This is a genomic window from Actinopolyspora sabaoui (assembly GCF_051225635.1).
Classification (GTDB): Bacteria; Actinomycetota; Actinomycetes; order Mycobacteriales; family Pseudonocardiaceae; genus Actinopolyspora.
Genome location: NZ_JBMIHH010000003.1, coordinates 342365 through 367935, shown reverse-complemented (window position 1 = coordinate 367935; position 25571 = coordinate 342365). Strand labels below are relative to the sequence as shown.

The window sequence follows — 25571 nt, the reverse complement described above, 5'->3', positions numbered from 1 at the left end:
CGGCGCTGCGCCTCGCTTCTCGACCGAGTGGGCGACCGAACACACCGTGCTGCCACCCGTCGAACGCGACGGGGTGATTCTAGCCCACCGCGGGGGTGGCGACGCTGCCGGTGAGCAGCACGGCTCCGTCAGGCCACGATCACGCGCAGTGCCCGTTCACCGGCCCGCTCCACCCTGAGCCCGGCCTTTTCCGCCACCACGGCTATCGAGTCGAGATCGCCGGGCTCTTCCTCGGCACACGCCAGTGCGCGCGCCAACCGTCCCTTGTGGGCCTTGTTGTGATGGCTCACGGTTTTGCGTGAACCGTCCGCGAGCTCGGTGACCACGCTTACCTCCACAGCACCGCGCGTTCTCGCCAGCGCGGCGTAGGCCCCGGAACGCAGGTCCACCACCGGTGCCCGCTCGGCGGCCAGCACCGGCTCCAGCGCGGGCCGCCACACGGTGCGCAGTGGTTCGAGGCCGGGCAGGGCCGAGTTCGCCGAGAGCCGGTAACCGGGTATCCGGTCCCCACCTCGGACCATGCCGAACAGCGCCGAGGCGACAGCCAACCGGTTGTCGGCACGAGACCGCTCGACCGCCGACATCGAACCGACTTCCAGCGCGTCGTAGAGCACGCCGGTGTAACGCTCCAGCGCCGGTGCGGTCGGAGAGTTCCACAGCGTGGCGTTGCGCGTGACCTCGCCCGCCATTCGTTCGGACAGGCCGAGAGCCAGCAGGCTGGTATCGGGGTCCGACGCCAGTTCGGTCACGGCGTCGGCCAGCCGCTCCCGCACCGGGTTGAGCTCCCCGAACGAGAGTGATTCGAGCCGCAGCGGCGCTCCGTCACCACCGTTCGACTTGGTTTCGGACGGGGGAAGCAACACCAACACGTGAACTCTGGATCCTTTCCGTGTGAGCCTGGGGTTCAGAGGGCCCCGGAGGAACCGGGCCGCGTGGGATCCACCGCAGCCTAGTAGTGCCACGCCAGCTGCCACCCGGCCCGCTCGGTGTTCGCCACGACCCGGAGCCGAGCCGGCAACCGCCCGGCGCGGCTCGTGCCGGGCACCCTCAGCGCTCCTCGGGCGGCTGATCCTCCTCGTGGGTCACGCAGGGAAAGTCCGGCACCTGTCGACGAACCAGACTGTCCCAGCACGCTCGACAGGTCGGATACAGCAACCACTCCGTGGAACTCACCGGAGCGGGGTCCAGCAGCGTCCCGCACAGCGTCCGGACCTTCGACCAGCCCCACGGCGGACGTCCCTGCCGGAGCGCGTGGCGCATTCCGTCCAGCTTCCGTGCCGGATGCCAGAACAGGGGGCCCTCGCTGTCTTCCGAGCTCATCACAGCTCCCATCGTGTGCTCGGTTCGCTCGAAGTGCGGAACAATTGAGCCACAACCACGCGTACCGAGCGTGGGGAGATCCGCTACTGTGCTCCGATCGTGGGACCCGTGTCCCGCGCTCCGGAACCTTCCGCGCGGGAGTTCCCTTCCGGGAGGGGACTCGCCACTGACCGTGGTCCCGGCAGCTACGCTGCCCCGTAACACGCGAGGAGAACGCCGGGCGTAAAGGAGCGCGCAGCCGTGATCACGAGGATGTCCACGTTGTTCCTGCGTACCCTGCGGGAGGATCCGGCCGAGGCGGAGGTGCCGAGTCACCGCCTGCTCGTGCGCGCCGGATACGTACGTCGGGTGGCGCCGGGCATCTATTCCTGGCTGCCGTTGGGGTTGCGGGTGCTGCGCAACATCGAGCGGGCGGTACGTGAGGAAATGGACGCCATCGGTGCCCAGGAGATCCACCTGCCCGCACTGTTGCCGAAGGAACCCTACGAGGCCACCGGTCGCTGGACGGAGTACGGCCCGAACATGTTCCGGCTCAAGGACCGGAAGAACGGCGACTACCTGCTCGGGCCCACCCACGAGGAACTGTTCGCGCAGACGGTCAAGGGGGAGTACAACTCCTACCGCGACTTCCCCGTCATCCTCTACCAGATCCAGACGAAGTACCGCGACGAGGAACGCCCCCGCGCGGGAATTCTTCGCGGCAGGGAGTTCGTGATGAAGGACTCCTACTCCTTCGATCTCGACGACGAACAACTCCTGCGGTCCTACCAGCTCCACCGGCAGGCCTACGTACGGCTGTTCGACCGGCTCGAACTCGACTACACCGTGGTCTCGGCGACCTCCGGTGCCATGGGGGGCTCGGCCTCCGAGGAGTTCCTGGCGGAGTGCGCCACGGGCGAGGACACCTTCGTACGCAGCAGTGAGTCCGATTACGCGGCCAACGTCGAAGCCGTCACGACACCCGCGCCCACCGAGGGGAGGATCGAGGACCATCCCCCCGCCGAGATTCACCACACCCCGGACACCCCGACCATCGAGACCCTGGTGGAGTTCCTCGACTCCGAGAGCGAGCAACGCGCCTTCACCGCCGCGGACACGCTCAAGAACGTGCTGGTGAAGACCCGGGCTCCCGGAACCGAGGAGTGGGAACTGCTCGCGGTTGGCGTGCCCGGTGACCGTGAGGTCGACATGAAGCGGCTGGAGGCCGCCCTGGAGCCCCTCGAGGTGGCCCTGCTCGACGACGCCGATTTCGAGGCCAACCCGTTCCTGGTCAAGGGATACGTCGGTCCGTTGGCGCTGCGTGACAACGGGGTGCGCTACCTCGTCGATCCCCGGGTGGTCCGGGGCACCGCCTGGACAACCGGCGCCGACAAGCCCGATCACCACGTGGTCGACCTGGTCTGTGGCCGCGACTTCACCCCGGACGGAACGATCGAGGCGGCCGAGGTCCGGGAAGGGGACCCCTCGCCGGACGGACGCGGCGTACTGCGCTCCGCCCGCGGTATCGAGATCGGGCACATCTTCCAGCTGGGCCGCAAGTACACCGACGCCATCTCGCTGGACGCGCTCGGGCAGGACGGCAAACCGAAGCGGGTCACCATGGGCTCCTACGGTGTCGGGGTCTCCCGACTGGTCGCGGCCATCGCCGAGCAGCACAACGACGAGCTCGGCCTGGTGTGGCCGAGGGAGGTCGCACCCGCCGACGTGCACGTGGTGATCGCGGGCAAGGACGAGAACCTGGCCACCGAGGCGGAACGGATCTCCGCGGAACTGGACAGCGCGGGCATCGGTGTGATTCTCGACGATCGGAACGCCTCACCGGGGGTCAAGTTCGCCGACGCCGAGCTGGTCGGTGTTCCGACGATCCTCGTGGTCGGCAAGGGGCTGGCCAACGGCGTGGTCGAGGTGAAGGACCGCGCGAGCGGTGAGCGCACCGAGATCGCCGCGGACCGGATCGTGGGGCATCTGGTCGGGCTGCTGCGCGGCTGAGCGGGATGGCTTGTGCCGTCGGGAGAGCGGGTGCTCGGCGGAACCTACCGCCTGCCGCTCCACCGGGGAAACCCGGTGGGGCGGTCCCGTGCTGCTCACCGGCCGCGCGGGCGGTGAGCAGCCCCCCGCGTGAGTGCTGGGGGCTGCCTGAACGCTGTCGCGGAGTCCCCGCTCGGTCAGCGGCGTACCGGCCGTGCCGTGTCGATGATCCGCGGCACGAGCCGTTCGCCCGGGGCGCTCGGCGACGAGGCGGGACGCTCGCTGTCCGCGCTCGCCACCAGCACGACGTAGTCGTCCCTGGCCTTTATCACCAGTGCCGCCATCGTGGCCTGCGTGGGCACGCATCGGGCCCCCTCGCCGTGCAGCGTGACCGTCCCGGACAGCCGGACCGCCTCGAACCCCTCCACCGTGGTCTCGCGCGGTTCACCCGTTTCGATCGAGACGTGCTGCGCTACTCCGTTGGTGGTATAGAAGTTCTTCTTGGCCGTATTGAGTAGGGCCGTGGCGGCTTCGGGCATCGTCTTTCCGGTGCTGAGCCGCGTGCTCACCACGCGCCCTCCCACCAGTGGGGTTCCGTCGCACCGGTAGGAGGGGCCGTCCACGAGCCCGCGGAAGGTCAGCTCGCCGAACTCGGGAATCGAGTACTGCTCGTCCGAGGGGTACACGTTCCAGTCCGGCGGCACGTCGTAAGCGAGCTGGATCCGCCTGTTGTAGGCCACCTGCCAACCCTCGATCTCCGCTTCCGGAGCCGGTGGCGGGATCCAGTTCGTCGCCGATGCGCTCTCCTCGCCCGCCGCGACGTTACCGCCGGACGGTGAGGAGGCGGTGCCGTAGTAGATGCTGATGGTGATCGCACTCGCCAACAACAGGACGGCGAGCGCGAGTCCGGTAATCACCCGCCATCGAGTGCCCCGGCGACTCCCGCCACGAGCGGGTTCGTCGAACGTGCCGAAACCACGGTAGACGGACTCCCGGGGCATCCCCGAGTGGTTGGAATCGGAGTGCCAGCCGTACGGACTGGAGCCGGAATCCGCCGACCACCCCCCGGGGGAACCACCGGAATGGGGCGGCCACTGTGGATACTGCTGTCCGCCTCGCGGGCCGAATCCTGATTGGCCGGACGTGTTGTCGTACGGCCCACCGGGTGGTTGCGTCACACCGGGAAGATTACCGCTCCCGGGCCCCGGGACGGTCCGCCACCGCAGCGGGGACCGCTCGGTTCAGCCTCGGAGGAAACTCATCCGGATCCGACGCGTCGGGTTGTCGGTGTTGGTGTCCACCAGGCACACCGACTGCCACGTTCCCAGCGCCATGCGCCCCCCGAGCACCGGTACCGAGACGAAAGGCGCCACGAAGGCGGGAAGCACGTGGTCACGTCCGTGGCCGTACGAGCCGTGTCGATGTCGCCAACGGTCGTCCGCCGGGAGCAGCTCGCGCAGTGCGGCGAGCAGGTCGTCGTCGCTGCCCGCCCCGGTTTCGATGACCGCGATCCCCGCGGTGGCGTGGGGGACCCACAGGTGCAGCAGACCCTCGTCACCTTCGGCCCCGCGCAGGAACTTCTCGCACTCTGTGTTGAGATCGCGCACCACTTCGCGACCACCGGTGCGTATCTCGACCTCTTCGCTGTGCATGTCCGACAGTCTAGGACTCGCGTGGCGTTCCGGTCGGATGGCGCCGGAGCGATGTTCCGGCGCCGTGCGCCGAGTCCGGAGAGTCGCAAGGTCCACGATGCGATCGTCGTCGGTACCCGTCGCAGTATCGTTTCGACATGCGTGAGTCGTTCGGTGCGAGCTTCGAGGTCCCGACCGGTTATCTCAACACCGCGAGCATCGGAGTTCCGCCCGTCTTCGCGGCCGACGCCGTGTCCGCGGTGATCGACAGATGGCGGGCCGGTCGACTCGCCGCCCCCGAATTCGACGAGTTCGTGGCTTCGGCCCGGCGGGACTTCGCTCGACTGGTGGGCGTCGCCCCTGGACGGGTGGCCACCGGCGGTTCGGTGGGACAACTGGTCGGTTCGGTGGCGGCGAGTGTGCCCGACAACAGCAGCGTACTGGTGGTCCGGCGTGAGTTCACGAGCGTGGTGTTTCCGTTCGCCGCCCAACACGACCGTGGCGTGCGGGTGGTCGAGGTGGACCCGGACCGGTTGTTCGACTCCCTGCCGGAGCACGACGTGGTCGCGGTCAGCGTGGTGCAGTCCGCCGACGGCGCGGTGATGGACACCGACCGACTACGCGCGCTCGCCGAGCGACACGGTGTTCGGGTGCTGCTCGACGTGACTCAGGCGGCGGGCTGGATGCCGTTGGAGCTGGACTGGGCTGACTGGGTCGTGGGATGCGGCTACAAATGGCTGCTCACGCCGCGCGGTGCGGCCTGGCTGGCAGTCGGCACGGGAACACCGTGGCCACGTCCGCACGGCGCGAACTGGTACGCGGGGGAGGACCCGTGGCAGAGCATCTACGGTCTGCCGCTGCGGCTGGCGAGTGACGCGCGTTCGCTGGACTCCTCGCCGGACTGGTTCGCACAGCTGGGAGCGGCGGCCTCGCTGCGCTGGTTGGTCGGACTGGACAGGGCCGCGGTTCGCGAGCACTGCCTCGGGCTGGCCGGGTCGTTGTGTTCGGAGCTGGGACTGGCCGAACCGGATTCGCCCATAGTCTCCTTCGAGGCATCCGAAGCGTTGCCACGACTGCGGGACGCAGGTGTTCGGTTCTCCGAGCGGGACGGCAGGATCCGGGTGGCCTTTCACGTCTACAACACGGCGGAGGACGTTCGATCACTCCTGGAAGCACTCCGATCGGACTCCGCTTTCCCCGCGTAGTTGATGTGCTGTTCTCTGCCCGATCGTTACCCGCTACGGTAGGTGCCCGTGTCGGATCACCACGGTGCACCCGAACAGATGACGGGGTCGCAGCAAAACTTCGAGCGCGGGGACACCGCGCCACTCAATGCTGTCCGCGGCGGCCACGGGGGGTCACCCGACCGAGCAACGCCGGGGTGGAACGGGGAGGCTCGTTCGGAGGGGTCCGGCGAGGAGCGCACCCGACCGACGTTTCCCCCGCCCGAGCGGGCCAACCACGGGCAGCCGCAGAACGCCCGGTCTCACCATTCGCACCCGCAGCATTCCCAGGGGGGACATCCCCCTGGAGGGCAGCCCCAAGGTCCGGTCCCGCCAGGAGCTGGACCGGGGGCGGGCCAGGTCTCCCCGCCGTCCGACCCGCCGTGGGGAAATCCCGGGGCCCCAGGTTTCGGCGCCGCCGCGTCGAACAGCGCTCCCGCAGACGGTTCATCCGGTTCCGGAGGTGGCGGCGCCGGGATCACCCCGCTGGGATGGGCCAAACGAGTGCTGCTGCTCTGCGCGGTCTCGGTGGTATCCGGGCTGCTGTGGGTGATGCTCAAACCGAGTGCGCCCCCGAACACCTCCGAGGACTCCACCCAGGACGCCGGGAAACCCCGGACCGCCTACGACTTCGAAAGCAGGCTCAGCGACAAGCCCGCCAACTGCGCGGAGCACTCGACTGGCAAGATCTCGGAGTTCTTCGCCGACCACCCCTGCGAACACCTCACCCGTGCGCTGTACACCACACAGCTGGACAACGGGGAGAGGGTGCTGACGTCGGTGGTTACCGTGCGCATGCCCGACGCGGAGAGCGCCGAGCAGCTGGAGCGCATGGCCACCCGAAACGCCACCGGCAACATCGAGGATCTCGTCACGGCGGGACGCGACCTGCCGGAGAAGTATCCGAGCCTGTCCCACGACTACGGGTACGACTCGACGCAGCGGCAACGCCTGGTCGTCATCGGTGAGTCCTCCTACTTCGGGCGCAGTGACAGCGATGACGGCAGGCTCAAAAGCGTCACCACCGAAGCTCTGAAACTCGGCGACTACCAGGACGATCATCCCGGTTGAGGACTTCGCCTCCCGGCCACGGTGCCGTGGACGGCGACGGCGGATACCCGGGAGCGGTGTCGACCTCGCGCTTGGTTTCGAGGGCTTGGTGGAGTGGCTTCGCTCGGCTCACTCACGTCCGGGAAAGGCGTGCGCGCTCGGTTCGATCCCCAGCCGCGACCGCCACCGCGTCGCCCTGGTGGCGGCATCGGTCAGGCAGGTCAGCGCCAGCTCGCTCAGCTGCTGCTCCTCCGAGCGCTCCAGCACCGCCAGCCATCCGACGGAGCAGTCCTGCTCGGCCGCGAGCAACGCGCGCAGCGCCGAGTTCTGGTCGGTGACGGTTTTCGGGGGACGGTACGCCGGTTCGGCCGAGGGCGGCGCGACCCCCGCGGCGCGCAACAACCGTCGAGTGCGATCGCGATGCTCGCGATGTGTCGTCGCGGCCTCGTCGATACCCGATCTCACCTTCGAGTCCTCGGTAAAGGCCGTTGCCAACCCGTAGAGCCACACCGCGGCGTGCTCCGCCTGCAGCGCCTTCCGCGCTGCCTGTTCACTGGCTTCGGAGAGTTCTCTCGTACTCATGCCACGACCTCCCGCAGACCCGCGCAGCCTGCCGAGACACTCCCCGCGAGCCCCGCCCGGTAGCCGGACAGCTCGGGAACGGTTCGGGCCGCCTGACGCTGTGCCTCGTGCAACGCTGTCCGCAGGTGTTCCGCGGCCTGTTCCGGCCCCGAGGCGATGTTCTGCCGCTCGGTGGGGGCAGTACTCGTCGTGGATTCACCACCCGCCAAGCGATCGATCTCGCGTCGTAGTTCCCCGGCGTGCTCCTCGCGTGCGTTCGCGACGAGCCGCGCGCTCTCGGCGAGGTCGGGATGGCTTTCGGCCGTGGCTCGTGCCAGCTCCGTGTCGGCTCGTGCCCTCTCGGCGAGCTTGATCAGCGGGTCCGTCTCCGGTTCCGCGGAGCCGGAACAGCTCAGCAGCACCGGTGACAGCGTGGCCAGCGCCGAAAGGCGCAGCAGGGTGCGTCGGTCCACGTTTCCGACGGAGGCGTCGCGGCCGATCCGAGGAGGAAAATCCACGGTCACACATATTGCCAGTCGGTGGCGGTGATCGGTCGCCCGTGGTCCCGTGATCGTGTCGTTATCGGTTCGCCCTACGCCGCGCTCGGCAGCGGTTGGACGCGATACCCTGGAATACCACGGTCACCGTCGGTGCGTCACGACCGTGGGGCTTCGCAGCCCCGCGAAGCGGGTGACGTCGGCACGTAGCAAAATCACCCGGCGTCGCCTGCACCGGACAATTTCAGCCGCCGCGAACTTTTTGGAGTGCAAACGTGTCCAGCCCGCCGCGGGACGAGATAGTCGCGCGCCTGACGCCCACCGTTTCGCAGGCCGTAGCGGAGGTGGGATACGACCTCGAGGAACTCGACGTGCAGCAAGCCGGTCGCCGGCGGCTGGTCAAAGTGATCATAGATGCCGACGACGGGGTGGAGCTCGATGACATCGCCGATGTCAGCAGAGCCCTGTCCAAGGTTCTCGATGAGCACGACCACGTGCTCGCGGGGCCCTACAATCTCGAGGTCACCTCACCCGGTGTCGATCGCCCACTGACCAAACAGCGGCACTGGCATCGTGCTCGCAACAGGCTTGCCAGGATCAGGACGGTCGGCGGCGAGGAGCTGCTCGGTAGGGTCGGCCCCGCGGCAGAGAACAGTGTGCTGGTTCTGGCCGATGGTCGTGTTCGTCGATTGATTTACGGTGACATCGAGCGCGCGGTGGTCGAGGTTGAGTTCCAGCAGCCACCGGCGGAGGAATTGGTCAAGCTCGATCGGGCTGCGGACGTTGCCGCGGACGACGGCGGCGACGGAAATGACACGGAGGAGTCGAGGTGAACGTCGACATCGCCGCGCTGCGGGCGATCGAACGCGACAAGGACATCCCATTCGAGACGGTCCTGCAGGCCATCGAGTCAGCCCTGCTGACGGCCTATCGCCACACCGAGGGGCACCAACCGCACGCCAGGGTCGAGGTGGACCGCAAGACCGGCGTGGTGCGTGTGATTGCTCACAGTCTCACGCCCGAGGGAGAAATCGCCGAGGAATGGGACGACACGCCGGAAGGGTTCGGCAGGATCGCTGCCACCACGGCGCGCCAGGTGATCCTGCAACGGCTGCGGGACGCCGAGCACGAGAAGACCTTCGGGGAGTTCTCCACCAAGGAGGGGGAGGTTCTGGGCGGAGTCATCCAGCGTGACGCCAGGGCCAACTCCCGCGGCATGATCGTGGTGGAGATCGGTGACAGCGAGGGCGTCATTCCGGCGGCGGAGCAGGTGCCGGGGGAACGCTACGAGCACGGCAGCCGGATCAAGTCCTACGTGGTGGGTGTTTCCCGCACGGTGCACGGTACGCAGATCACCCTCTCGCGCACCCATCCGAACCTGGTTCGCAGGCTGTTCGCCCTGGAGGTTCCCGAGATCGCCGACGGGACCGTCGAGATCCCCTCGGTGGCCAGGGAGGCCGGACATCGTTCCAAGATCGCCGTACGCTCGACGGTCGAGGGGGTCAACGCCAAGGGGGCCTGTATCGGTCCGATGGGTGCCCGGGTGCGCAACGTGATGAACGAGCTCGGTCAGGAGAAGATCGACATCATCGATTACTCCGACGATCCGGCGACTTTCGTGGGTAACTCGCTTTCGCCCGCTAAGGTAGTCTCGGTGGAGGTCGTCGACGAACGAGCGAAGACGGCGCGGGTAATCGTGCCGGATTTCCAGCTCTCGTTGGCGATCGGCAAGGAGGGCCAGAATGCCAGGTTGGCGGCTCGGCTGACTGGATGGCGCATCGACATTCGCAGCGATGCCGATCCGAGTTCGCCCGCCACGACCGCGGGGCATCCGGACGCCGAACCCCCGGGTGTGGAGGGGTTCGTCTCCCAGGTGAATGATCTGCCGACCGTGGGTTCGGCGGAGTGAGAACTACGGGTTAGAATCACAGGTGGCTCAGCGCGAGGGGAGCGAGAATTCGTACACGATCGACCGGTAACCGTGGTGGAAATCACGAGCCGATCCGGACGTGTATCGGTTGTCGCACCCGGACGTGGGCTTCCGATCTGCTGCGGGTAGTGGCCGAGGACGGTCGTGAGGCCGTCCCCGATCCCGGGCGCAGGATTTCGGGACGGGGTGCGTGGTTGCACCCCGATCCCGCGTGTCTACGTTCGGCCGAACGTCGGCGGGCTTTTCCACGCGCGTTGCGCGTGCGAGGACAACTCGACAGCACAACAGTGCAGGCCTATGTGGAGCAGGTTGCTCACGAGCAAGCCAACACGGGTTTTTCCCGTACCAGGCAGTTAAAGGAAGCAGGTCGACCCGTCATGAATCAGCCGTGAAGCTGAAGCCATGAACGCGCACCGGCAGTAGGACGAGGTCGAGCGGGTCTGCCGCCCGACCTCACCAGATGAGGAGAGCAGTGGCAGGTAAGGCCCGCGTGCACGAGCTCGCCAAGGAGCTCGGCGTTACAAGCAAGGACGTACTCAACAAACTCGCCGACCAAGGCGAGTATGTGAAGTCCGCGTCGTCGACGGTGGAAGCACCTGTGGCACGCAGGTTGCGCGACGCGTTCACCAAGGCGGACAAGTCCACCGCGGCCGCAGCGGACAACGGTAGTACCGCTACGCATTCGAAGTCCGAGAACAAGACGAACGGGCAGGACACCAAGGACCAGGCCGAACAAGGCACGTCGCGTTCCGGTTCCGACAAGTCCGAGAAGACGGCCTCACGAGTTCCCAAGCCCGGCCCGAGGCCCAAGCCCGGTCCGAAACCGGGCCCGCCCGAGGCGAAGCCCGCGGCCAAGGCCGACTCGGAGCAGTCCGGGGCGAAGCAGTCCGGCGACGGTGCCGACTCTCAACGCTCCCGGCCGCCCGCTGCCGAGTTCCGGGACGAGACCGGTTCCCGAGAGGAACAGGCCAAGGGAGCCGACTCGAAGGGCCAGGGGAACGGATCGCAGCAGGCGCCGGCCGACAAGTCGAACAAGCAGGACCGGGCCGCTTCCGGTCAGGACGGGTCGGCGAAGAGCGAGCGCCAGGTTCCCAAGCCCGGGCCGCGCAATGTGCCCAAGCCCGGACCGCGTCCTTCCGACAACCAACAGCAGCAGGCCGGCGGCGAAAGCAGTGACGGCAGCGTAGTGCCGCCCAAGCCGCAGGCTCCCAAGCCGGGACCGCGTTCGCCGCGGGTCGGCAACAATCCGTTCGGTGTCGGCAGTGGTTCCCCGGGACAACGTGGTGGCTCCGGCGGAAAACAGGGCGGCCAGGGTGGTTCCGGCGGCCAGCGTCAGTCCGGTCGAGGTGGCCAGCAGGGTCAGGGCCAGGGCGGCCAGCGTCCGGAGAAGCAGGGCGGCGGCCAGCGTTCCGACAAGCAGGGTGGCGGTCAGCGCCCGGACAAGCAGGGCGGTCAGCAGCAGGGCTCGGGACAGGGCCAGCAGCAGACCCCCGCGGCCAAGAGCAACCAGCGCAGTGAAGGTGCTGCCAAGCCGAATCCCGGCACGATGCCGCCGCGTCCGAATCCGGGCATGATGCCCTCCCGGGCACCCAAACCCAGTGGTGGAGCCGGAAGCGGTTCCGGTGGCGGCGGTCGTGGTGGCCCCGGTGGTGGCCGTGGTCGCGGCCGTGGCGGCAACGCTCCGGCCGGTGGTGGCCCCGGTGGTCCCGGTGGTGGCCGTGGTGGTCCGCCGAGCGGTGGCGGGCCCGGCGGCGGTCCCGGTGGTGGCCGTAGCGGCAGCGGCGGCGGTTTCCGGGGACGTCCCGGGGGCGGCCCGGGCGGCGGTCGTGGTGGCACGGCCGGTGCCTTCGGCAAGCCGGGCGGTCCCTCCCGGCGCGGGCGCAAGTCCAAGCGCCAGAAGCGCCAGGAGTACATGGACAACATGCAGGCGCCCTCGGTCGGCGGGGTGCGGCTGCCGCGCGGTAACGGTGAGCCGTTGCGGCTGCGTCGGGGCGCCTCGTTGACCGACTTCGCCGAGAAGATCAACGCCAACCCGGCTTCGCTGGTGCAGGCGATGTTCCACCTCGGCGAGATGGTCACCGCCACGCAGTCCGTCTCCGACGAGGTGCTCGAACTGCTCGGCCAGGAGATGAACTACAAGATCGAGATGGTCAGCCCCGAGGACGAGGACCGGGAACTGCTCGAGTCCTTCGACCTCAGCTTCGGTGATCCGGGCAGCAGCAGCGACGAGTTGATGTCGCGTCCGCCGGTCGTGACCGTGATGGGCCACGTCGATCACGGTAAGACGAGGTTGCTGGACACCATCCGCAAGTCCAACGTCCAGGAGGGCGAGGCAGGCGGAATCACCCAGCACATCGGTGCTTACCAGGTGCAGACCGAGCTGGCTGGCCAGGACCGTCCGGTCACCTTCATCGACACACCCGGTCACGAGGCGTTCACCGCCATGCGTGCCCGGGGCGCGAAGTCCACCGACATCGCTGTGCTGGTCGTGGCCGCCGACGACGGCGTGATGCCGCAGACCGTCGAGGCGATCAACCACGCCCAGGCGGCGAGCGTGCCGATCGTGGTCGCGATCAACAAGGTCGATGTTCCGGGCGCCGATCCGGACCGGATCAAGCAGCAGCTCACCGAGTACAGCCTGGTCGCCGAGGAATACGGCGGCGAGACCATGTTCGTGGAGATCTCCGCGAAACATGGCCAGAACATCGAGGGACTGCTCGAGTCGATCCTGCTCACGGCGGACGCCACCCTCGACCTGCGGGCCAACCCGAACATGCAGGCCCAGGGTGTGGCGATCGAGGCACATCTCGACCGCGGCCGTGGCCCGGTGGCCTCCGTCCTGGTGCAGCGCGGCACGCTGCGGATCGGGGACTCGATCGTGGCCGGCGGGGCGCACGGCCGGGTGCGTCGGATGATCAACGAGCACGATCAGGACGTCACCGAGGCCAAGCCGTCGCAACCGGTCCAGGTCGTAGGGTTCACCTCGGTCCCCGGTGCCGGTGACACCTTCCTCATGGTCAACGAGGACCGGGTGGCGAGGCAGATCGCCGACCGGCGGGCCGCCAGGATCCGCGAGGCGCAGAACGCCGCCAAGCGCAAGCGCGTGAGCCTCGAGGACCTGGACAAGGTCCTGCAGGAGACCAACCAGCTCAACCTGATCATCAAGGGTGACAACTCCGGTACCGTCGAGGCGCTGGAGGAGTCCCTGAACAAGATCGAGGTTGGGGACGAGGTCGAACTGCGGGTGATTCACCGCGGTGTCGGTGGCATCAACGAGAGCGACATCAACCTCGCCACCGCGGAGAACACCATCGTTCTCGGGTTCAACGTCCGAGCCGAAGGCAAGGCGGCCGAGGTCGCCAACCGTGAGGGCGTGGAGATCCGGTACTACTCGGTCATCTATCGCGCCATCGAGGACATCGAGCAGGCCCTCAAGGGCATGCTCAAGCCCGAGTACGAAGAGGTGCAGCTCGGCAGGGCCGAGGTGCGCGAGGTGTTCAAGTCCTCCAAGGTCGGCACCATCGCCGGTTCCATGGTGCTCAACGGCATCGTGCGGCGTAACTCCAAGGCCCGATTGTTGCGGGACAGCGTGGTCGTGGCGGAGAACCTCACGATCAGCTCGCTCAAACGGTTCAAGGATGACTCCACCGAGGTCCGCGAGGGCTTCGAGTGCGGTATGACCTTGGGGTCGTACTCGGACATCAAGGAGAGCGACATCATCGAGGCCTACGAGATGCAGGAGAAGCCGCGCATCTGAGACCTCATCGGCGGGTGGGGACCGAGCGTTCGGTCCCCACCGTGCCGTGGGGCTCGTGCCGGTGTGGAATGCCGATGTACGTAGGTGCGCTCGAACTGGATGTGCTGCTCGGTGACGTTCAGTCGTTGAAGCAGAAACGTGCGGTGGTCCGACCGCTGGTCTCGGAGCTGCGGCGGCGTTTCGACGTCGCGGTCGCCGAGGTGGGGGGTAATGATCTCTACCGCCGCGCGGTCATAGGGGTCTCGGCCGTCTCCGGAGAGGCGGGGCAGGTTCGTGAGGTTCTGGAGGCGTGCGAGCGCGCGGTCGTCGGCCATCCCGAACTGGAACTGCTTTCGACCCGGCAGCGCATGCTCGGCCCGCAGGATTGAGTTTGTTCCGGCGAGCCGGCATGTGCTCTGCTACCCGTCAGGGGTGACGGGTTCCCCCTCGCGGGCACGGTGAGTGCCCTCGCGAGTTCTCGGACGAACACGACTATGGGGTCGTCCCGTGGGGGATCGACCGACAGAGGAGGTGCGCCGTGGCTGATTCTGCGCGCGCCCGTAGGCTGGCCAAACGTATCGCGCAGATCGTGGCTTCCGGGCTGGAGCACGAGGTCAAGGACCCCAGGCTGGCCATGGTGACCATTACCGACGCGCGACTCACCGCCGACCTGCGGGACGCGACTGTTTACTACACGGTTTTCGGTGACGACACCGACGAGAGTGCCACCGCGGCGGCGCTGCACAGCGCCACCGGCGTGCTGCGGTCCCGTGTCGGGCAGCACACCGGGGTCCGGTTCACACCGACGCTGACTTTCGTGGCCGATTCGCTTCCCGGTAACGCGCGTAGGTTGGACGAGGTCCTCACGCAGGCAAAGGAAGCCGACGCCGAGGTGGCGCGGCTTGCTTCGTCCGCCACTCCGGCTGGGGACGCGGATCCTTATCGTTCCTCCGAAGCGGAGAGCGAGGAGGACCTCGGTTCGGCCATTGTCGCCGGGGAGGACGAGCAGGACTCCGGTGGTCGGCAGGACTGAACCGGAGATCTCGTACGGGGCGCTTCTCATGGGCCCGAGGGTTTCCCGGGTGGCGCCTCCGTGCTTCTTGTCGAGAGCGTCGACTCACCGTTGCGGGAGCCCGGCGAGGAGTGTCCCGAAGGGGACGCTTCTCGATTCGGACGACCCGTCATTCGCGGTTACGAGCGCGGAAAGCCGCCACATTCACCCGATTCGCGCAGCGAGCCGAACAGAACTGTTTGGTTCGGTTGGCCGTAGTGTCCAGGAAGTAGTTCTCGCAGTCCGGGGCCGCGCACCGGCCCCATCGGTCGCTGCCGTGCAGCACCACTCCTTGCGCGAGTCCCCACGCGGCGACCGCTGCCATCTCCACCGCCGGATCCTCGTCGACGTCCGCGACGTGGATGTGCCATTCCGCGCCGTGGTCGGACAACCTCGGGCGTGGCGGATGGGCCGCCAGTAGTTCGTTCGTCTCCGCGAGCAGCGTCGAGGCGTCACCGGTCCTGGCCGCCGCCAGCGCTCGTCGGATTCCCGCGGCGACCTCTCGTAGTACACGCAGATCGGACTCGGTGATCCGTTGTGCCCACCAGGGTTCGTGCCGCAGTACTTCGCGCAGTGTCTCCGGGCTCGTCAGATCCGCGTTGGCGAGACGAATCGCACCCGCCGTGTAATCGGCATTGTCCATAGCTGATCCTTACCGTAGCCTCTCTGTAAGGGGTGGTTCCCGTGTTGACAGCTTACTGGAGGTGTGGTGTCCGATACCGATGAACGGGTTCCGGTGCGGCGGCTGCTCGCGCTGGCCCTCCCCGCGTTGGCCGTGCTGGCCGCCGAACCGCTGTACGTACTCGTCGACACGGCCGTGGTCGGGCACCTGGGCGCGATTCCGCTGGCAGGGCTGGCGTTGGGCGGAACGCTGTTCACTGTCGTCTCCAGCCAGCTGACTTTCCTCTCGTACGGGACCACTGCTCGTGCCGCGCGGCTGCACGGGGCAGGACGACGTGCCGATGCCGTCTCGGAGGGTGTGCAGGCGACCTGGCTCGGAGCCGGGGTCGGTTTGGGCATCCTGCTGCTGGCTCAGCTGTTCGCGGGTCCGGTCGTGCGATTGATGACCGGTGGTGGGGCCATCGCGGAGGCCGCGACGGGTTGGCTGCGCATCGCGTTGCTCGGGGCTCCGATGGTGCTGATCAGCCTCGCCGGGCACGGGTGGATGCGTGGGGTGCAGGACACGGTTCGGCCGTTGCGTTACGTGTTGGCGGGCAACGGTGTCTCACTCGTGCTCTGCCCCGTGCTGGTCTACCCGGTCGGCTGGGGAGTGGAGGGGTCCGCGGTGGCCAACGTCGTCGGCCAGACCATCGCGGCGAGCCTGTTCGTCCGCGCGCTGCTGACGGAACGGGTCACCGCGCTCCGCCCGGACACCGCGATGATGCGCGCCCAGCTCTCGTTGGGGCGAGATCTGATTCTGCGCACTCTGGCCTTCCAGGCGTGTTTCCTGTCCGCCACTTCGGTGGCGGCACGAACCGGTGCGGACACCGCGGCTGCTCACCAGGTCGTCTGGCAGCTCTGGAGCTTTCTGGCGTTGGTACTCGACTCGTTGGCGATCGCAGCGCAGTCTTTGGTGGGAGCGGCGCTGGGGAGAGAGGCAGCGCGCGCGGCCAAGAGTATAGGCAGGCAGGTGAGTTGGTACGGACTCGGCTTCGGCGTGCTGCTGGGAGTGCTGTTCGCGGTGTTGTTCCCCGTGCTGCCGTCCGCCTTCACCAGTGATGCCTCGGTACTGGCCGAGATCCCCTACGCCTGGTGGTTCTTCGTGGCCCTGCAACCGGTCGCCGGGGTCGTCTTCGCGTTGGACGGGGTGCTGCTCGGCGCGGGTGACGCCGCCTACCTGCGAACGGCGACGATGCTCAGCGCCGCGATCGGCTATCTCCCGCTGATCTGGCTCGCGCTGGTCTTCGGCTGGGGGCTGGCGGGCATCTGGACCGGGCTGAGCCTGTTCATGTTCGGCAGGTTGCTGACACTGCTGCTGCGGGCGCGCTCGGATCGGTGGGCTGTCGTGGGAGCAACGCGGGTTCCCGGCGATGCCACGGCCCAGCAGCACTAGGCTCGGCGAATCGTTCCGGGGAGGCTCAGTTGCCGTTCCAGAACCAGTCCGTGCCGCGCACGTCCTTCATGGCCGAGCGACGCTTCCCGGGCTCCAGTCGTTGCAGGTAGACGATGCCGTCCAGATGGTCCGTCTCGTGCTGCAGACAGCGCGCCATGAGGTCGGTCCCCTCGACGGTGACGGGGTCGTTGCGCAGGTCCACGCCGCGCACCTTCGCGTAGGAGGCACGGTGTGTCGGGTAGCTCAGTCCCGGTACCGACAGACACCCCTCCTCACCGTCCTGCTCTCCCGAGACCTCCACCAGCTCCGGGTTGAGGACGTAGCCCTTCTCGCCGTTGACGTTGTAGCTGAACGCCCGCAGGCTCACACCGATCTGCGGCGCGGCGACACCTGCCCGGCCGGGTTCGGTCACGGTGTCCAGCAAGTCGGCGACCAGCGAAGTTATCCTGTCGTCGAAGACGGTGACCGGCTCGGCCACCGTTCGCAGCACCGGGTCGCCGAACCGTCGGATCGGCTTGATCGTCAACGTGAACCTCCTGCTCGTCGCCGTGCACCACGTTAGCGAGCGGGGCCACACGCGTATCGGTCGGGGCGCGTCAGCCGAGCGGGTGGCCCGCTTCGGTCCCGTTGTCGACATCAGGCAGGATTGGGCGCCGTGCCGCGTCAGACCCGAACCTCTCAGCAGCAGACAGTGCCCGCCGGATTGCTGGTCGTGGACAAACCGGCGGGGATGACTTCGCACGATGTCGTCGCACGCGTCCGCCGCATCATGGGCACCCGCAAGGTCGGACACGCCGGAACGCTCGACCCGATGGCCACCGGGGTGCTGGTGCTCGGTTTGGAACGCGCCACCAAGCTGCTCGGCCACCTCGCGCTCGACACCAAGGCCTATCTGGCCACTGTCCGACTCGGTTCGGCGACCGATACCGACGACGCGGACGGGGAAGAGGTCTCAGCCACCGACGCTTCCGGGGTCACCGAGTCCGCCGTGGCGGACGCGATGGCCGAGTTGACCGGTGCCATCGAGCAGGTTCCCAGCAAGGTCAGTGCGGTGAAGATCAACGGGCGCCGTGCCTACGAGCTCGCTCGCGGCGGCGAGGAGGTCGAGTTGAACGCCAGGCCGGTCACCGTGTCGCGGTTCGACCTGCTCGCCACACACTCCGCCGAGGAGGTTCTCGATCTCGACGTGATGGTGGAGTGCTCCTCCGGCACCTATGTTCGCGCGCTGGCACGCGATCTCGGGGAGCGGTTGGGAGTCGGGGGGCATCTGACCAGGCTTCGCCGTACACGGGTCGGTCCGTTCGGGCTGGCAACCGTCCGCGGCCTCGAATACCTGGAACAGCACCCCGAGCTGTCCATGGACCTCGATCAGGCGGTCGCCGCCGCCTTCCCGCGACATCAGATCGACGCATCCACCGCACGGGCGCTCTCGCACGGCAAACCCGTCGCCGGAGCGGACATCGACGGCACCTACGCGGCGTTCGATCCCGAGGGGCACGCCCTCGCGCTGTTGCGGAATCAGGGGGCGAGGGCCAAACCGGTGTTGGTACTGCGTCCGGCCGGTTGACGGGCGGTGACACATCGCCCCGATCGGGGCCGTCACGAGGTCCTTCGCGGCGACACGCCCAGGTCCCGCCCGTGTGGCACGCATGGCTAGATAGGGTGGAAAGCCGTGCAGCGTTGGCGTGGCTTGGAGCAGTTTCCCAGTGGATGGGGCCGGTGTGTGGTCACCATCGGAGTTTTCGACGGGATGCACCGGGGGCATCAGCAACTGATCGGTCAGGCCGTGCGGCGGGCGCGCCAACGCGGTCTGCCGTGCGTACTGGTCACCTTCGACCCACATCCGGCGGAGGTGGTCCGCCCCGGCAGTCATCCCGCGCAGCTGACCACCCTGCAGCGCAGGGCCGAACTGGCAGAGCAGCAGGGAGTCGATGTTTTCTGCGTGCTGCCGTTCACCGCGGAGATGTCGCGAATGCCCGCCGACGAATTCGTTCACGAGATCCTCGTGGAGCGGCTACACGCCGCCGTCGTCGTCGTGGGCAAGAACTTCACGTTCGGTCACAAGGCCGCGGGGGACATAAACCTGCTGCACACACTCGGGCAGCGGTTCGGTTTCGAGGTGGAGTCCGCCGAACTGCTGGGTGGCCACACCGATGGTGCGGAGCACCAGGAACCGCCGGTCACGTTTTCCTCGACCTTCGTGCGTTCCTGTATCGACGCGGGTGACGTGGCCGCCGCTGCTGCCGCGCTGGGGCGCTGGCACCGGCTGGAAGGAATCGTCGTGCGCGGTACCGGCCGAGGAGGGAGGGAACTCGGATACCCGACCGCCAATCTCTCCACCCCCGAGTTCGCGGCGATACCGGCGGACGGGGTCTACGCCTGTTGGTTCACACATCGGCAGCGCGGCGCGACGGAACCGGAACAAACCCTGCCCGCCGCGGTCTCGGTCGGTAGTAATCCCACCTTCTCCGGCACCGAGCGCACCGTGGAGGCGTTCGTACTGGATGTCGATCGAGATTTCTACGGCGAGTACGCCGAGTTGGACTTCGTGGACCGGCTGCGCGGCATGGTCCGCTTCGACTCGGCCGAAGAACTGGTCGCTCGGATGGCGCAGGACGTGGCCGAGACACGGGCTCTCCTCGTGCCGCGGTGACCCCTTCGGCCGTACGGTTGATTGTCCAGGCATTATGAAACATTTTTCGGATTCCGGCCCCGTGTACGTCGTCGGCCTGGCAATATTCGGAACTCGAGAGGGTTCATCGATCCGAACGGCAGCCGGGGGGAGCCAACGTGCAGGAACGCGAGGTCGTCCAGCGGAATCTGGCGTTGCAACGTCAGTGGTACGGCGAACAGTTGGGCGATCGGGTACGGCGACTGGTGGTCGCCTACCGCACTTCACAGGCTCAGTTGGCGGAAGTACTGGGGATCAGCGCGCCGATGCTCAGCCAGGTTATGAGCGGCAGGCGTGCCAAGATCGGTAATCCCTCCGTGCTGGCCAGGCTCGTCATGCTGGAACGCAAGGTGTTCACCCCGGGTGTGGCAGCCGGGGAGTCCGAAGCGATGCAACAGGCACTCGAGGACGTCAGGGACTCCCGCCCCGCCCTCGGAAGGGACAGCATGCCCGTTCGGCAGGTGGGCAACAGTGAGGAAGTGGTGCGGCCCGCCCTGCTACAGATCGCTCAGCCGCACGAGCTGGAATGGGCTGCCGACCTGCTGGACGGCTACCACCCCGCCCTGGCCGGGCTGTTGCGAAGAGCCGCTTCCGGCGAGCCAAGGGCCGAGGACAGTAGCTCGGCGTGAATGGTCGGTGCCAGGGGCGTGGGGCGAGGAGGTGTCCGGGGTTTTCCGTGCCGAGATTCGGCGTGGGCGCGCCGGACGGCGAACGTAGGACGATGGGACCGCGACACTACCGTTGGCGGAATTCGGAAGGATTCCTGATGCGCTTGTTCACCGCGTTCTGGCCCTCCGAAGCCGCTGTCGCCGACCTTGCCGCCGTGGTGGGCGCCAACCGGGGCGGCAAGTGGCCGGGCCGAGCGGAACGACTGCGTGGTTTCCGCCCGATTCCGCCCAGCCGGTGGCATATGACTCTGTGTTTTCACGGCGACGACGCCGACCCCGACACCGTCGCCGCCCGACTGCGGGCCGGTGTGGCCGAGCTCCACGAGACCGAGCCGGACTTCGCCCTGCCACCGCTGTGCCTGGCCGGGGCCGGCACGTTTCGCGGTGCGCTGTGGGTGGGGGTAGTGCCGGAGAACGACGTCGGCAGCGGCGAGGTCGCACCCGTGTTGCGCAGGGTGGCCCTGCTGGCAGGAGCGGACGTGCGGCGTTTCCGCCCACACGTTACGATCGCTCGCTGGTCGGGCGGTAGGGTGGAGCCCGATCGGCTCACCGATCGGTTGAACAGCTATGTGGGACCGGCCTGGTCGGCGGGATCGTTCGACGTGGTCGCCAGCGAGCGGCACTCGGGGATGCTGACCTATCGGACGGTGTACCGGGTTCCGCTGAATCCTCGGTGACACGCCTCGCAGCGGGTATACCGCTTTTCGCCGGTCTCCCTGTTATGCTCGGTGGCAGCCTCCGGCTGCGGTCCGTGGCGGCCGGAGATCAGCCAGACGGGTGATTGCCAGCTTCGAGTGTTTGGCTTCAACCGAACGGTGACGATACGTAATCCGGTGTCGTGCCCAGCACGATATCGGCGGCACGGGACACGAAAAACAAGGAGACTCACTCGTGGCGCTGTCCACTACCGACAAGCGGCAGATCTTGTCCGAGTACGGCCTGCACGAATCCGACACCGGATCGGCCGAGGCGCAGGTCGCCCTGCTGACCCACCGGATCTCGGGGCTGACCGAACACCTCAAGGAACACAAGCACGACCACCATTCGCGTCGTGGCTTGCTGCTGATGGTCGGCCGGCGCCGTCGGATGCTCAACTATCTGACGCGGGTCGACATCACGCGCTACCGCTCGCTGATTCAGCGACTGGGACTGCGCCGCTGACAGTTCGCCGGGGGAGTGGCCGTGCTGCCACTCCCCTTGGTGTATGGAGTGGAACTCCACGAGCGACGTCCGGATCACGACCGGCAAGCGACACAGGGTTTCCAACACAGAGTCCACACCGCTGCCAAGCAGAGGCCTTCGCCGGTCCTCGGTAGTGGCCACAGGGGGTGTCGGAGTGAACATCCCCTGGGCTTCGATCGATGACCGGCCCCGTCGGACCACGCTGCGTGCGGTCGTTGTGGTCTCTGCGTTCGGAGGAGCCCGCAATTTCTAGGAGCATGAGTTGACAGACTCGCAGTCATACGACGACGGGGTGTACGAGAGCACCGCCGTCCTGGACAACGGTGAATTCGGCCAACGCACCGTCCGTTTCGAGACCGGCAGGTTGGCCAAGTTGGCGGCCGGCAGCGTCACCGCTTACCTGGACGACGGCACCATGCTGTTGTCCGCCACCACCGCCTCCAAACAACCCAAGGACACCCTCGACTTCTTCCCGTTGACGGTCGACGTCGAGGAGCGGATGTACGCGGCGGGACGTATCCCGGGATCCTTCTTCCGCAGGGAGGGAAGGCCCTCCACCGACGCGGTCCTGACCTGCAGGCTCATCGACCGGCCACTTCGCCCGAGCTTCGTCGAGGGGCTGCGCAACGAGGTTCAGGTCGTGGTCACGGTGATGAGCCTGAACCCCGAGGACTCCTACGATGTGCTGGCGATCAACGGGGCCTCGGCCTCCACCCAGCTGTCGGGCCTCCCCTTCTCCGGCCCGGTCGGCGGCACCAGGATGTCGTTGATCGACGGGCAGTGGGTCGCCTTCCCGACCCACGAACAGCTCAAGCGGTCCGTGTTCAACATGGTCGTGGCCGGGCGCATCGTCGGTGACGACGTGGCGATCATGATGGTCGAGGCCGAGGCCACCGAGGGGACCGACGCGCTGCTCACCGAAGGCGCCCAGGCTCCCACCGAGGAAGTGGTCGCGGGTGGTCTGGAGGCGGCGAAGCCCTTCATTCGGGTGCTCTGCGAGGCGCAGCAGCGGCTGGCAGAGGCCGCGGGCGATGCCACCGAGGAGTACCCCGTCTACCCGGCCTACGCCGAGGACGCCTATACCGCCGTGGAGCAGGCCGTTTCCGGGGAGCTGGCCGAGGCGCTGGCCATCGGCGGCAAGCAGGAGCGGGAGCAGCGGCTCGACGAGCTGAAGGAAATCACGCTGCAGCGGGTCGGTGTCGAGGAGGGCGAGGCCTTCGCCGGCAGGGAGAAGGAGCTCGGTGCCGCGCTGAAGGCACTGACCAAGAAGCTGGTCCGCCAGCGCATCATTCGGGACAAGGTCCGCATCGACGGCCGTGGTCTGACCGACATCCGCGGCCTCTCGGCCGAGGTGGGTGTGGTCCCCCGCGCACACGGTTCCGCGCTGTTCGAACGCGGTGAGACGCAGATTCTCGGGGTGTCGACGCTGAACATGCTCCGGCTGGAGCAGACCATCGACAGTCTCGGGCCGGACACCAGCAAGCGTTACATGCACCACTACAATTTCCCGCCCTACTCCACCGGTGAGACCGGTCGAGTGGGTACGCCGAAGCGGCGCGAGATCGGGCACGGTGCGCTCGCCGAACGCGCGCTGGTCCCGGTGCTGCCGGGCAGGGACGAGTTCCCCTACGCGCTGCGGCAGGTTTCGGAGGCGCTGGGTTCCAACGGTTCCACCTCCATGGGATCGGTCTGCGCCTCGACGCTGTCGCTGCTGAACGCCGGTGTTCCGCTCAAGGCCCCGGTGGCGGGTATCGCCATGGGGCTGGTTTCCGACGAGGTGGACGGTCAGACCCACTACGTGGCGCTGACCGACATCCTCGGTGCCGAGGACGCCTACGGCGACATGGACTTCAAGGTCGCGGGCACCAAGGACTTCATCACGGCCCTGCAGCTGGACACCAAGCTCGACGGCATCCCCTCCGAGGTGCTCGGGCAGGCGCTGGGACAGGCCAGGGACGCCCGGTTGGCCATTCTCGGCGTCATGGCCGAGGCGATCGGCTCGCCGGACGAGATGAGCCCGCACGCGCCTCGGGTGACCTCGATCAACGTTCCGGTGGACAAGATCGGTGAGGTCATCGGCCCGAAGGGCAAGATGATCAATACGATCACCGAGGAGACCGGCGCCGAGATCACCATCGAGGACGACGGCACGATCTACGTCGGCGCTTCGGACGGCCCCTCCGCGGAGGCGGCCATCGATCGGATCAACTCGATCGCCAACCCGCAGCTCCCCAAGATCGGTGAGCGCTTCCTCGGAACGGTGGTCAAGACCGCCGCCTTCGGCGCCTTCGTTTCCCTGATGCCGGGCAAGGACGGTCTCGTCCACATCTCGAAGCTCGGCAACGGCAAGCGCATCGGCAAGGTGGAGGACGTCGTCAACGTCGGCGACAAGCTCCGGGTGGAGATCGCCGACATCGACAGCAGGGGCAAGATCAGCCTGGTTCCCGTCGACGAGGAGTCCGAGTCGGTCAACGTCGACGAGGCTTCGGTGCAGCAGCCCGCGGAAGCGGAGTGACGATCCTTCGGGACCGGTGTTCCCGGCAGGGAACGCCGACCGGCCGAGCTTCGGTCGGAAGTTCCGAGTCGGCGGTGGCTGACCGCTCGATGTGACCCGGCCCGCCCGGAACTCTCCGGGCGGGCCGTACTCGTCAATGCCCGTCGCCCGTCCCGTGCGCTCTACGATCCGTTCGGTATCTCTCGCGGTCCGGGGCCGGTGCGCGAGCGGGTTCGAGGCGAGCAATATCGTGCTCGCTGGGGATCGGGCAGCTTTCGAAAGGAGTCGAGTCGTTGGAGCCGATCAGGGTCGGAGTACTCGGTGCGCGCGGGAAAATGGGGTCCGAGGCAGTTCGGGCCGTCGGGGAGGCAGCCGACACCGAGCTTGTCGCCGAGATCAATCGGGAGGATTCGCTGCGTGGGTTGTCCGAGGTTGGAGCCCATGTGGCGGTGGATCTGACCCATCCGGACTCGGTCATGGACAACCTGGCGTTCTGCGTGGAGCAAGGTATCCACGCGGTGGTCGGCACGAGCGGTGTCGGCACCGAGGAACTGAGCAGAATTCAGAGTTGGCTGGGTGAACAGCCGGAGGTCGGCGTACTCGTGGTCCCGAACTTCGCCATCGGCGCGGTGCTGGCCATGAAGTTCTCCGAGATCGCGGCGAGATACTTCGACTCGGCAGAGATCGTCGAATCGCACCATCCCCGCAAGGCTGATGCCCCCTCCGGGACCGCGGCCCGCACCGCACGGATGATCTCGCAGGCCAGGACCGCGGCGGAGCTGGGACCCATGCCCGATGCGACCACCAGGGACCCGGAGGGTGCCCGGGGTGCGGAGATCGACGACGTCCACGTGCACGCGGTACGCATGACCGGTCTGGTCGCGCATCAGGAGGTGTTGTTCGGCACCGAGGGAGAGACGCTGACGGTGCGGCACGACTCCTACGACCGGCGTTCCTTCATGCCCGGCCTGTTGCTCGCGGTGCGCGAGGTCGGCCGACACAAGGGAGTCACCGTGGGCCTGGATCCGCTGTTGGGGCTGTGATGTCCGAGATTGCGAAACGCCGTTCGTGGTCGCCGGGCGCGCGCGGAGCCGCGTTGCTGCTCGCGCTCGTGCTCGCGGTGTACCTGGTGCTGCTGGGGCGGCGGGCGGTGACGATGCTGCTCAGCGGTGTTCCGGCGTTCGCGGTGCTCGGGGTGGCCGTGTTCGTGCTGCCGGTCCTCGGTGCGGTTCTGGTGCTCGACCAGATCCGATTCGGGATGCGTACGCAGCACCTCGCGGAACGGATGAGCGACGAGGGAACGCTGCCGGACGTGTCACATCTGCCGCTTCGTCCCTCGGGGCGGGTGCGGCGCGACGCCGCCGACGAGTGGTTCGAGACCAAGCGCGCTGAACTGGAACGCACCCCGAACGACTGGCGAGCGTGGTACGCCCTGGCGCAGGCCTATGATCTGGCGGGTGACCGGAACCGCGGCCGTCGTTCCATGCGCAGGGCCATCGATCTGGAGCGGCGGGATTCCGAGTGAACCGATACTCG

26 protein-coding genes are annotated in these 25571 nt (G+C 67.6%); 18 read left to right on the top strand and 8 right to left on the bottom strand.

Annotated elements, in window-relative coordinates; all coding sequences use genetic code 11:
- Positions 1-128: 128 nt before the first annotated feature.
- Together yaaA and ACOQFL_RS06770 are read right to left on the bottom strand one after the other, a co-directional pair.
- The gene (gene yaaA / locus ACOQFL_RS06775; protein WP_435543222.1) at positions 129-869 is read right to left on the bottom strand and encodes a peroxide stress protein YaaA; all 741 of its coding nucleotides are present in this window, start codon (positions 867-869) and stop codon (positions 129-131) included.
- A 178-nt stretch (positions 870-1047) separates the two neighbouring features.
- Complete coding sequence (locus tag ACOQFL_RS06770; protein ID WP_435543221.1) at positions 1048-1320, bottom strand: hypothetical protein; 273 nt, start codon at positions 1318-1320, stop codon at positions 1048-1050.
- 240 nt (positions 1321-1560) lie between these two features.
- Here ACOQFL_RS06770 and ACOQFL_RS06765 point away from each other — a divergent pair, with 240 nt between their 5' ends.
- On the top strand, positions 1561-3309 hold the full coding sequence (locus ACOQFL_RS06765; protein ID WP_435543220.1) for a proline--tRNA ligase: 1749 nt from the start codon (positions 1561-1563) through the stop codon (positions 3307-3309).
- Positions 3310-3485: 176 nt separating this feature from the next.
- Here the strand turns inward: ACOQFL_RS06765 and ACOQFL_RS06760 are convergent, their stop codons facing one another.
- On the bottom strand, positions 3486-4466 hold the full coding sequence (locus ACOQFL_RS06760; protein WP_435543219.1) for a DUF8017 domain-containing protein: 981 nt from the start codon (positions 4464-4466) through the stop codon (positions 3486-3488).
- A 63-nt stretch (positions 4467-4529) separates the two neighbouring features.
- Positions 4530-4940: a YjbQ family protein gene (locus ACOQFL_RS06755; RefSeq protein WP_092627287.1), complete on the bottom strand. Its 411-nt coding sequence runs from the start codon at positions 4938-4940 to the stop codon at positions 4530-4532.
- Between the two features lie 137 nt (positions 4941-5077).
- Here ACOQFL_RS06755 and ACOQFL_RS06750 point away from each other — a divergent pair, with 137 nt between their 5' ends.
- Both ACOQFL_RS06750 and ACOQFL_RS06745 read left to right on the top strand, forming a co-directional pair.
- Positions 5078-6124: an aminotransferase class V-fold PLP-dependent enzyme gene (locus ACOQFL_RS06750; RefSeq protein WP_435543218.1), complete on the top strand. Its 1047-nt coding sequence runs from the start codon at positions 5078-5080 to the stop codon at positions 6122-6124.
- A 522-nt stretch (positions 6125-6646) separates the two neighbouring features.
- The gene (locus ACOQFL_RS06745) at positions 6647-7213 is read left to right on the top strand and encodes a hypothetical protein (protein ID WP_435543217.1); all 567 of its coding nucleotides are present in this window, start codon (positions 6647-6649) and stop codon (positions 7211-7213) included.
- A gap of 108 nt (positions 7214-7321) precedes the next feature.
- On the opposite strand, the gene ACOQFL_RS06740 is transcribed toward ACOQFL_RS06745, so the two are convergent.
- Together ACOQFL_RS06740 and ACOQFL_RS06735 are read right to left on the bottom strand one after the other, a co-directional pair.
- Complete coding sequence (locus tag ACOQFL_RS06740) at positions 7322-7774, bottom strand: ferritin-like domain-containing protein (RefSeq protein ID WP_435543216.1); 453 nt, start codon at positions 7772-7774, stop codon at positions 7322-7324.
- Positions 7771-8226 (bottom strand): hypothetical protein, encoded by a 456-nt coding sequence (locus tag ACOQFL_RS06735; protein WP_435543215.1) that lies wholly within the window; start codon positions 8224-8226, stop codon positions 7771-7773. The genes ACOQFL_RS06740 and ACOQFL_RS06735 overlap by 4 nt, the downstream gene beginning before the upstream one ends.
- 299 nt (positions 8227-8525) lie before the next feature.
- On the opposite strand from ACOQFL_RS06735, the gene rimP reads away from it, so the two are divergent.
- The 6 genes from rimP (at position 8526) to rbfA (ending at position 14949) form a co-directional block, all read left to right on the top strand.
- Positions 8526-9083: a ribosome maturation factor RimP gene (rimP, locus tag ACOQFL_RS06730; protein ID WP_435543214.1), complete on the top strand. Its 558-nt coding sequence runs from the start codon at positions 8526-8528 to the stop codon at positions 9081-9083.
- Complete coding sequence (nusA, locus tag ACOQFL_RS06725) at positions 9080-10159, top strand: transcription termination factor NusA (protein ID WP_435543213.1); 1080 nt, start codon at positions 9080-9082, stop codon at positions 10157-10159. Before rimP ends, nusA begins: the two co-directional genes overlap by 4 nt.
- Before the next feature lie 149 nt (positions 10160-10308).
- Positions 10309-10572, top strand: coding sequence for a YlxR family protein (locus ACOQFL_RS06720; RefSeq protein ID WP_435543212.1), 264 nt, complete (start codon positions 10309-10311; stop codon positions 10570-10572).
- A gap of 80 nt (positions 10573-10652) precedes the next feature.
- Entirely contained in the window at positions 10653-13937 is a 3285-nt protein-coding gene (gene infB, locus ACOQFL_RS06715; RefSeq protein WP_435543211.1) for a translation initiation factor IF-2, read from the top strand.
- A 74-nt stretch (positions 13938-14011) separates the two neighbouring features.
- Positions 14012-14305 (top strand): DUF503 domain-containing protein, encoded by a 294-nt coding sequence (locus tag ACOQFL_RS06710; RefSeq protein ID WP_435543210.1) that lies wholly within the window; start codon positions 14012-14014, stop codon positions 14303-14305.
- Between the two features lie 149 nt (positions 14306-14454).
- On the top strand, positions 14455-14949 hold the full coding sequence (gene rbfA / locus ACOQFL_RS06705) for a 30S ribosome-binding factor RbfA (RefSeq protein ID WP_435543209.1): 495 nt from the start codon (positions 14455-14457) through the stop codon (positions 14947-14949).
- A 148-nt stretch (positions 14950-15097) separates the two neighbouring features.
- Here rbfA and ACOQFL_RS06700 read toward each other — a convergent pair whose 3' ends face one another.
- Positions 15098-15610, bottom strand: coding sequence for a CGNR zinc finger domain-containing protein (locus tag ACOQFL_RS06700; RefSeq protein WP_435543208.1), 513 nt, complete (start codon positions 15608-15610; stop codon positions 15098-15100).
- Positions 15611-15676: 66 nt separating this feature from the next.
- On the opposite strand from ACOQFL_RS06700, the gene ACOQFL_RS06695 reads away from it, so the two are divergent.
- Positions 15677-17020: an MATE family efflux transporter gene (locus ACOQFL_RS06695; protein ID WP_435543207.1), complete on the top strand. Its 1344-nt coding sequence runs from the start codon at positions 15677-15679 to the stop codon at positions 17018-17020.
- Positions 17021-17045: 25 nt separating this feature from the next.
- Here the strand turns inward: ACOQFL_RS06695 and def are convergent, their stop codons facing one another.
- Entirely contained in the window at positions 17046-17546 is a 501-nt protein-coding gene (gene def / locus ACOQFL_RS06690) for a peptide deformylase (RefSeq protein WP_435543206.1), read from the bottom strand.
- A 129-nt stretch (positions 17547-17675) separates the two neighbouring features.
- Between def and truB the strand changes: the two genes are divergently transcribed.
- From truB to ACOQFL_RS06650, 8 genes are all read left to right on the top strand, one after another.
- Positions 17676-18587, top strand: a complete 912-nt coding sequence (gene truB / locus ACOQFL_RS06685; RefSeq protein ID WP_435543205.1) for a tRNA pseudouridine(55) synthase TruB — start codon at positions 17676-17678, stop codon at positions 18585-18587.
- 105 nt (positions 18588-18692) lie between these two features.
- The gene (locus ACOQFL_RS06680) at positions 18693-19673 is read left to right on the top strand and encodes a bifunctional riboflavin kinase/FAD synthetase (RefSeq protein WP_435543204.1); all 981 of its coding nucleotides are present in this window, start codon (positions 18693-18695) and stop codon (positions 19671-19673) included.
- A gap of 137 nt (positions 19674-19810) precedes the next feature.
- Complete coding sequence (locus ACOQFL_RS06675; RefSeq protein WP_435543203.1) at positions 19811-20320, top strand: XRE family transcriptional regulator; 510 nt, start codon at positions 19811-19813, stop codon at positions 20318-20320.
- Positions 20321-20457: 137 nt separating this feature from the next.
- Complete coding sequence (locus tag ACOQFL_RS06670) at positions 20458-21036, top strand: 2'-5' RNA ligase family protein (protein ID WP_435543202.1); 579 nt, start codon at positions 20458-20460, stop codon at positions 21034-21036.
- 214 nt (positions 21037-21250) lie between these two features.
- Entirely contained in the window at positions 21251-21520 is a 270-nt protein-coding gene (rpsO, locus tag ACOQFL_RS06665; protein ID WP_092627302.1) for a 30S ribosomal protein S15, read from the top strand.
- Between the two features lie 283 nt (positions 21521-21803).
- Positions 21804-24056, top strand: a complete 2253-nt coding sequence (locus ACOQFL_RS06660; protein WP_435543201.1) for a polyribonucleotide nucleotidyltransferase — start codon at positions 21804-21806, stop codon at positions 24054-24056.
- A gap of 272 nt (positions 24057-24328) precedes the next feature.
- Positions 24329-25078: a 4-hydroxy-tetrahydrodipicolinate reductase gene (gene dapB / locus ACOQFL_RS06655; protein WP_435543200.1), complete on the top strand. Its 750-nt coding sequence runs from the start codon at positions 24329-24331 to the stop codon at positions 25076-25078.
- Positions 25078-25560: a tetratricopeptide repeat protein gene (locus ACOQFL_RS06650; RefSeq protein ID WP_435543199.1), complete on the top strand. Its 483-nt coding sequence runs from the start codon at positions 25078-25080 to the stop codon at positions 25558-25560. The genes dapB and ACOQFL_RS06650 overlap by 1 nt, the downstream gene beginning before the upstream one ends.
- The last annotated feature ends 11 nt before the right edge of the window (positions 25561-25571 follow it).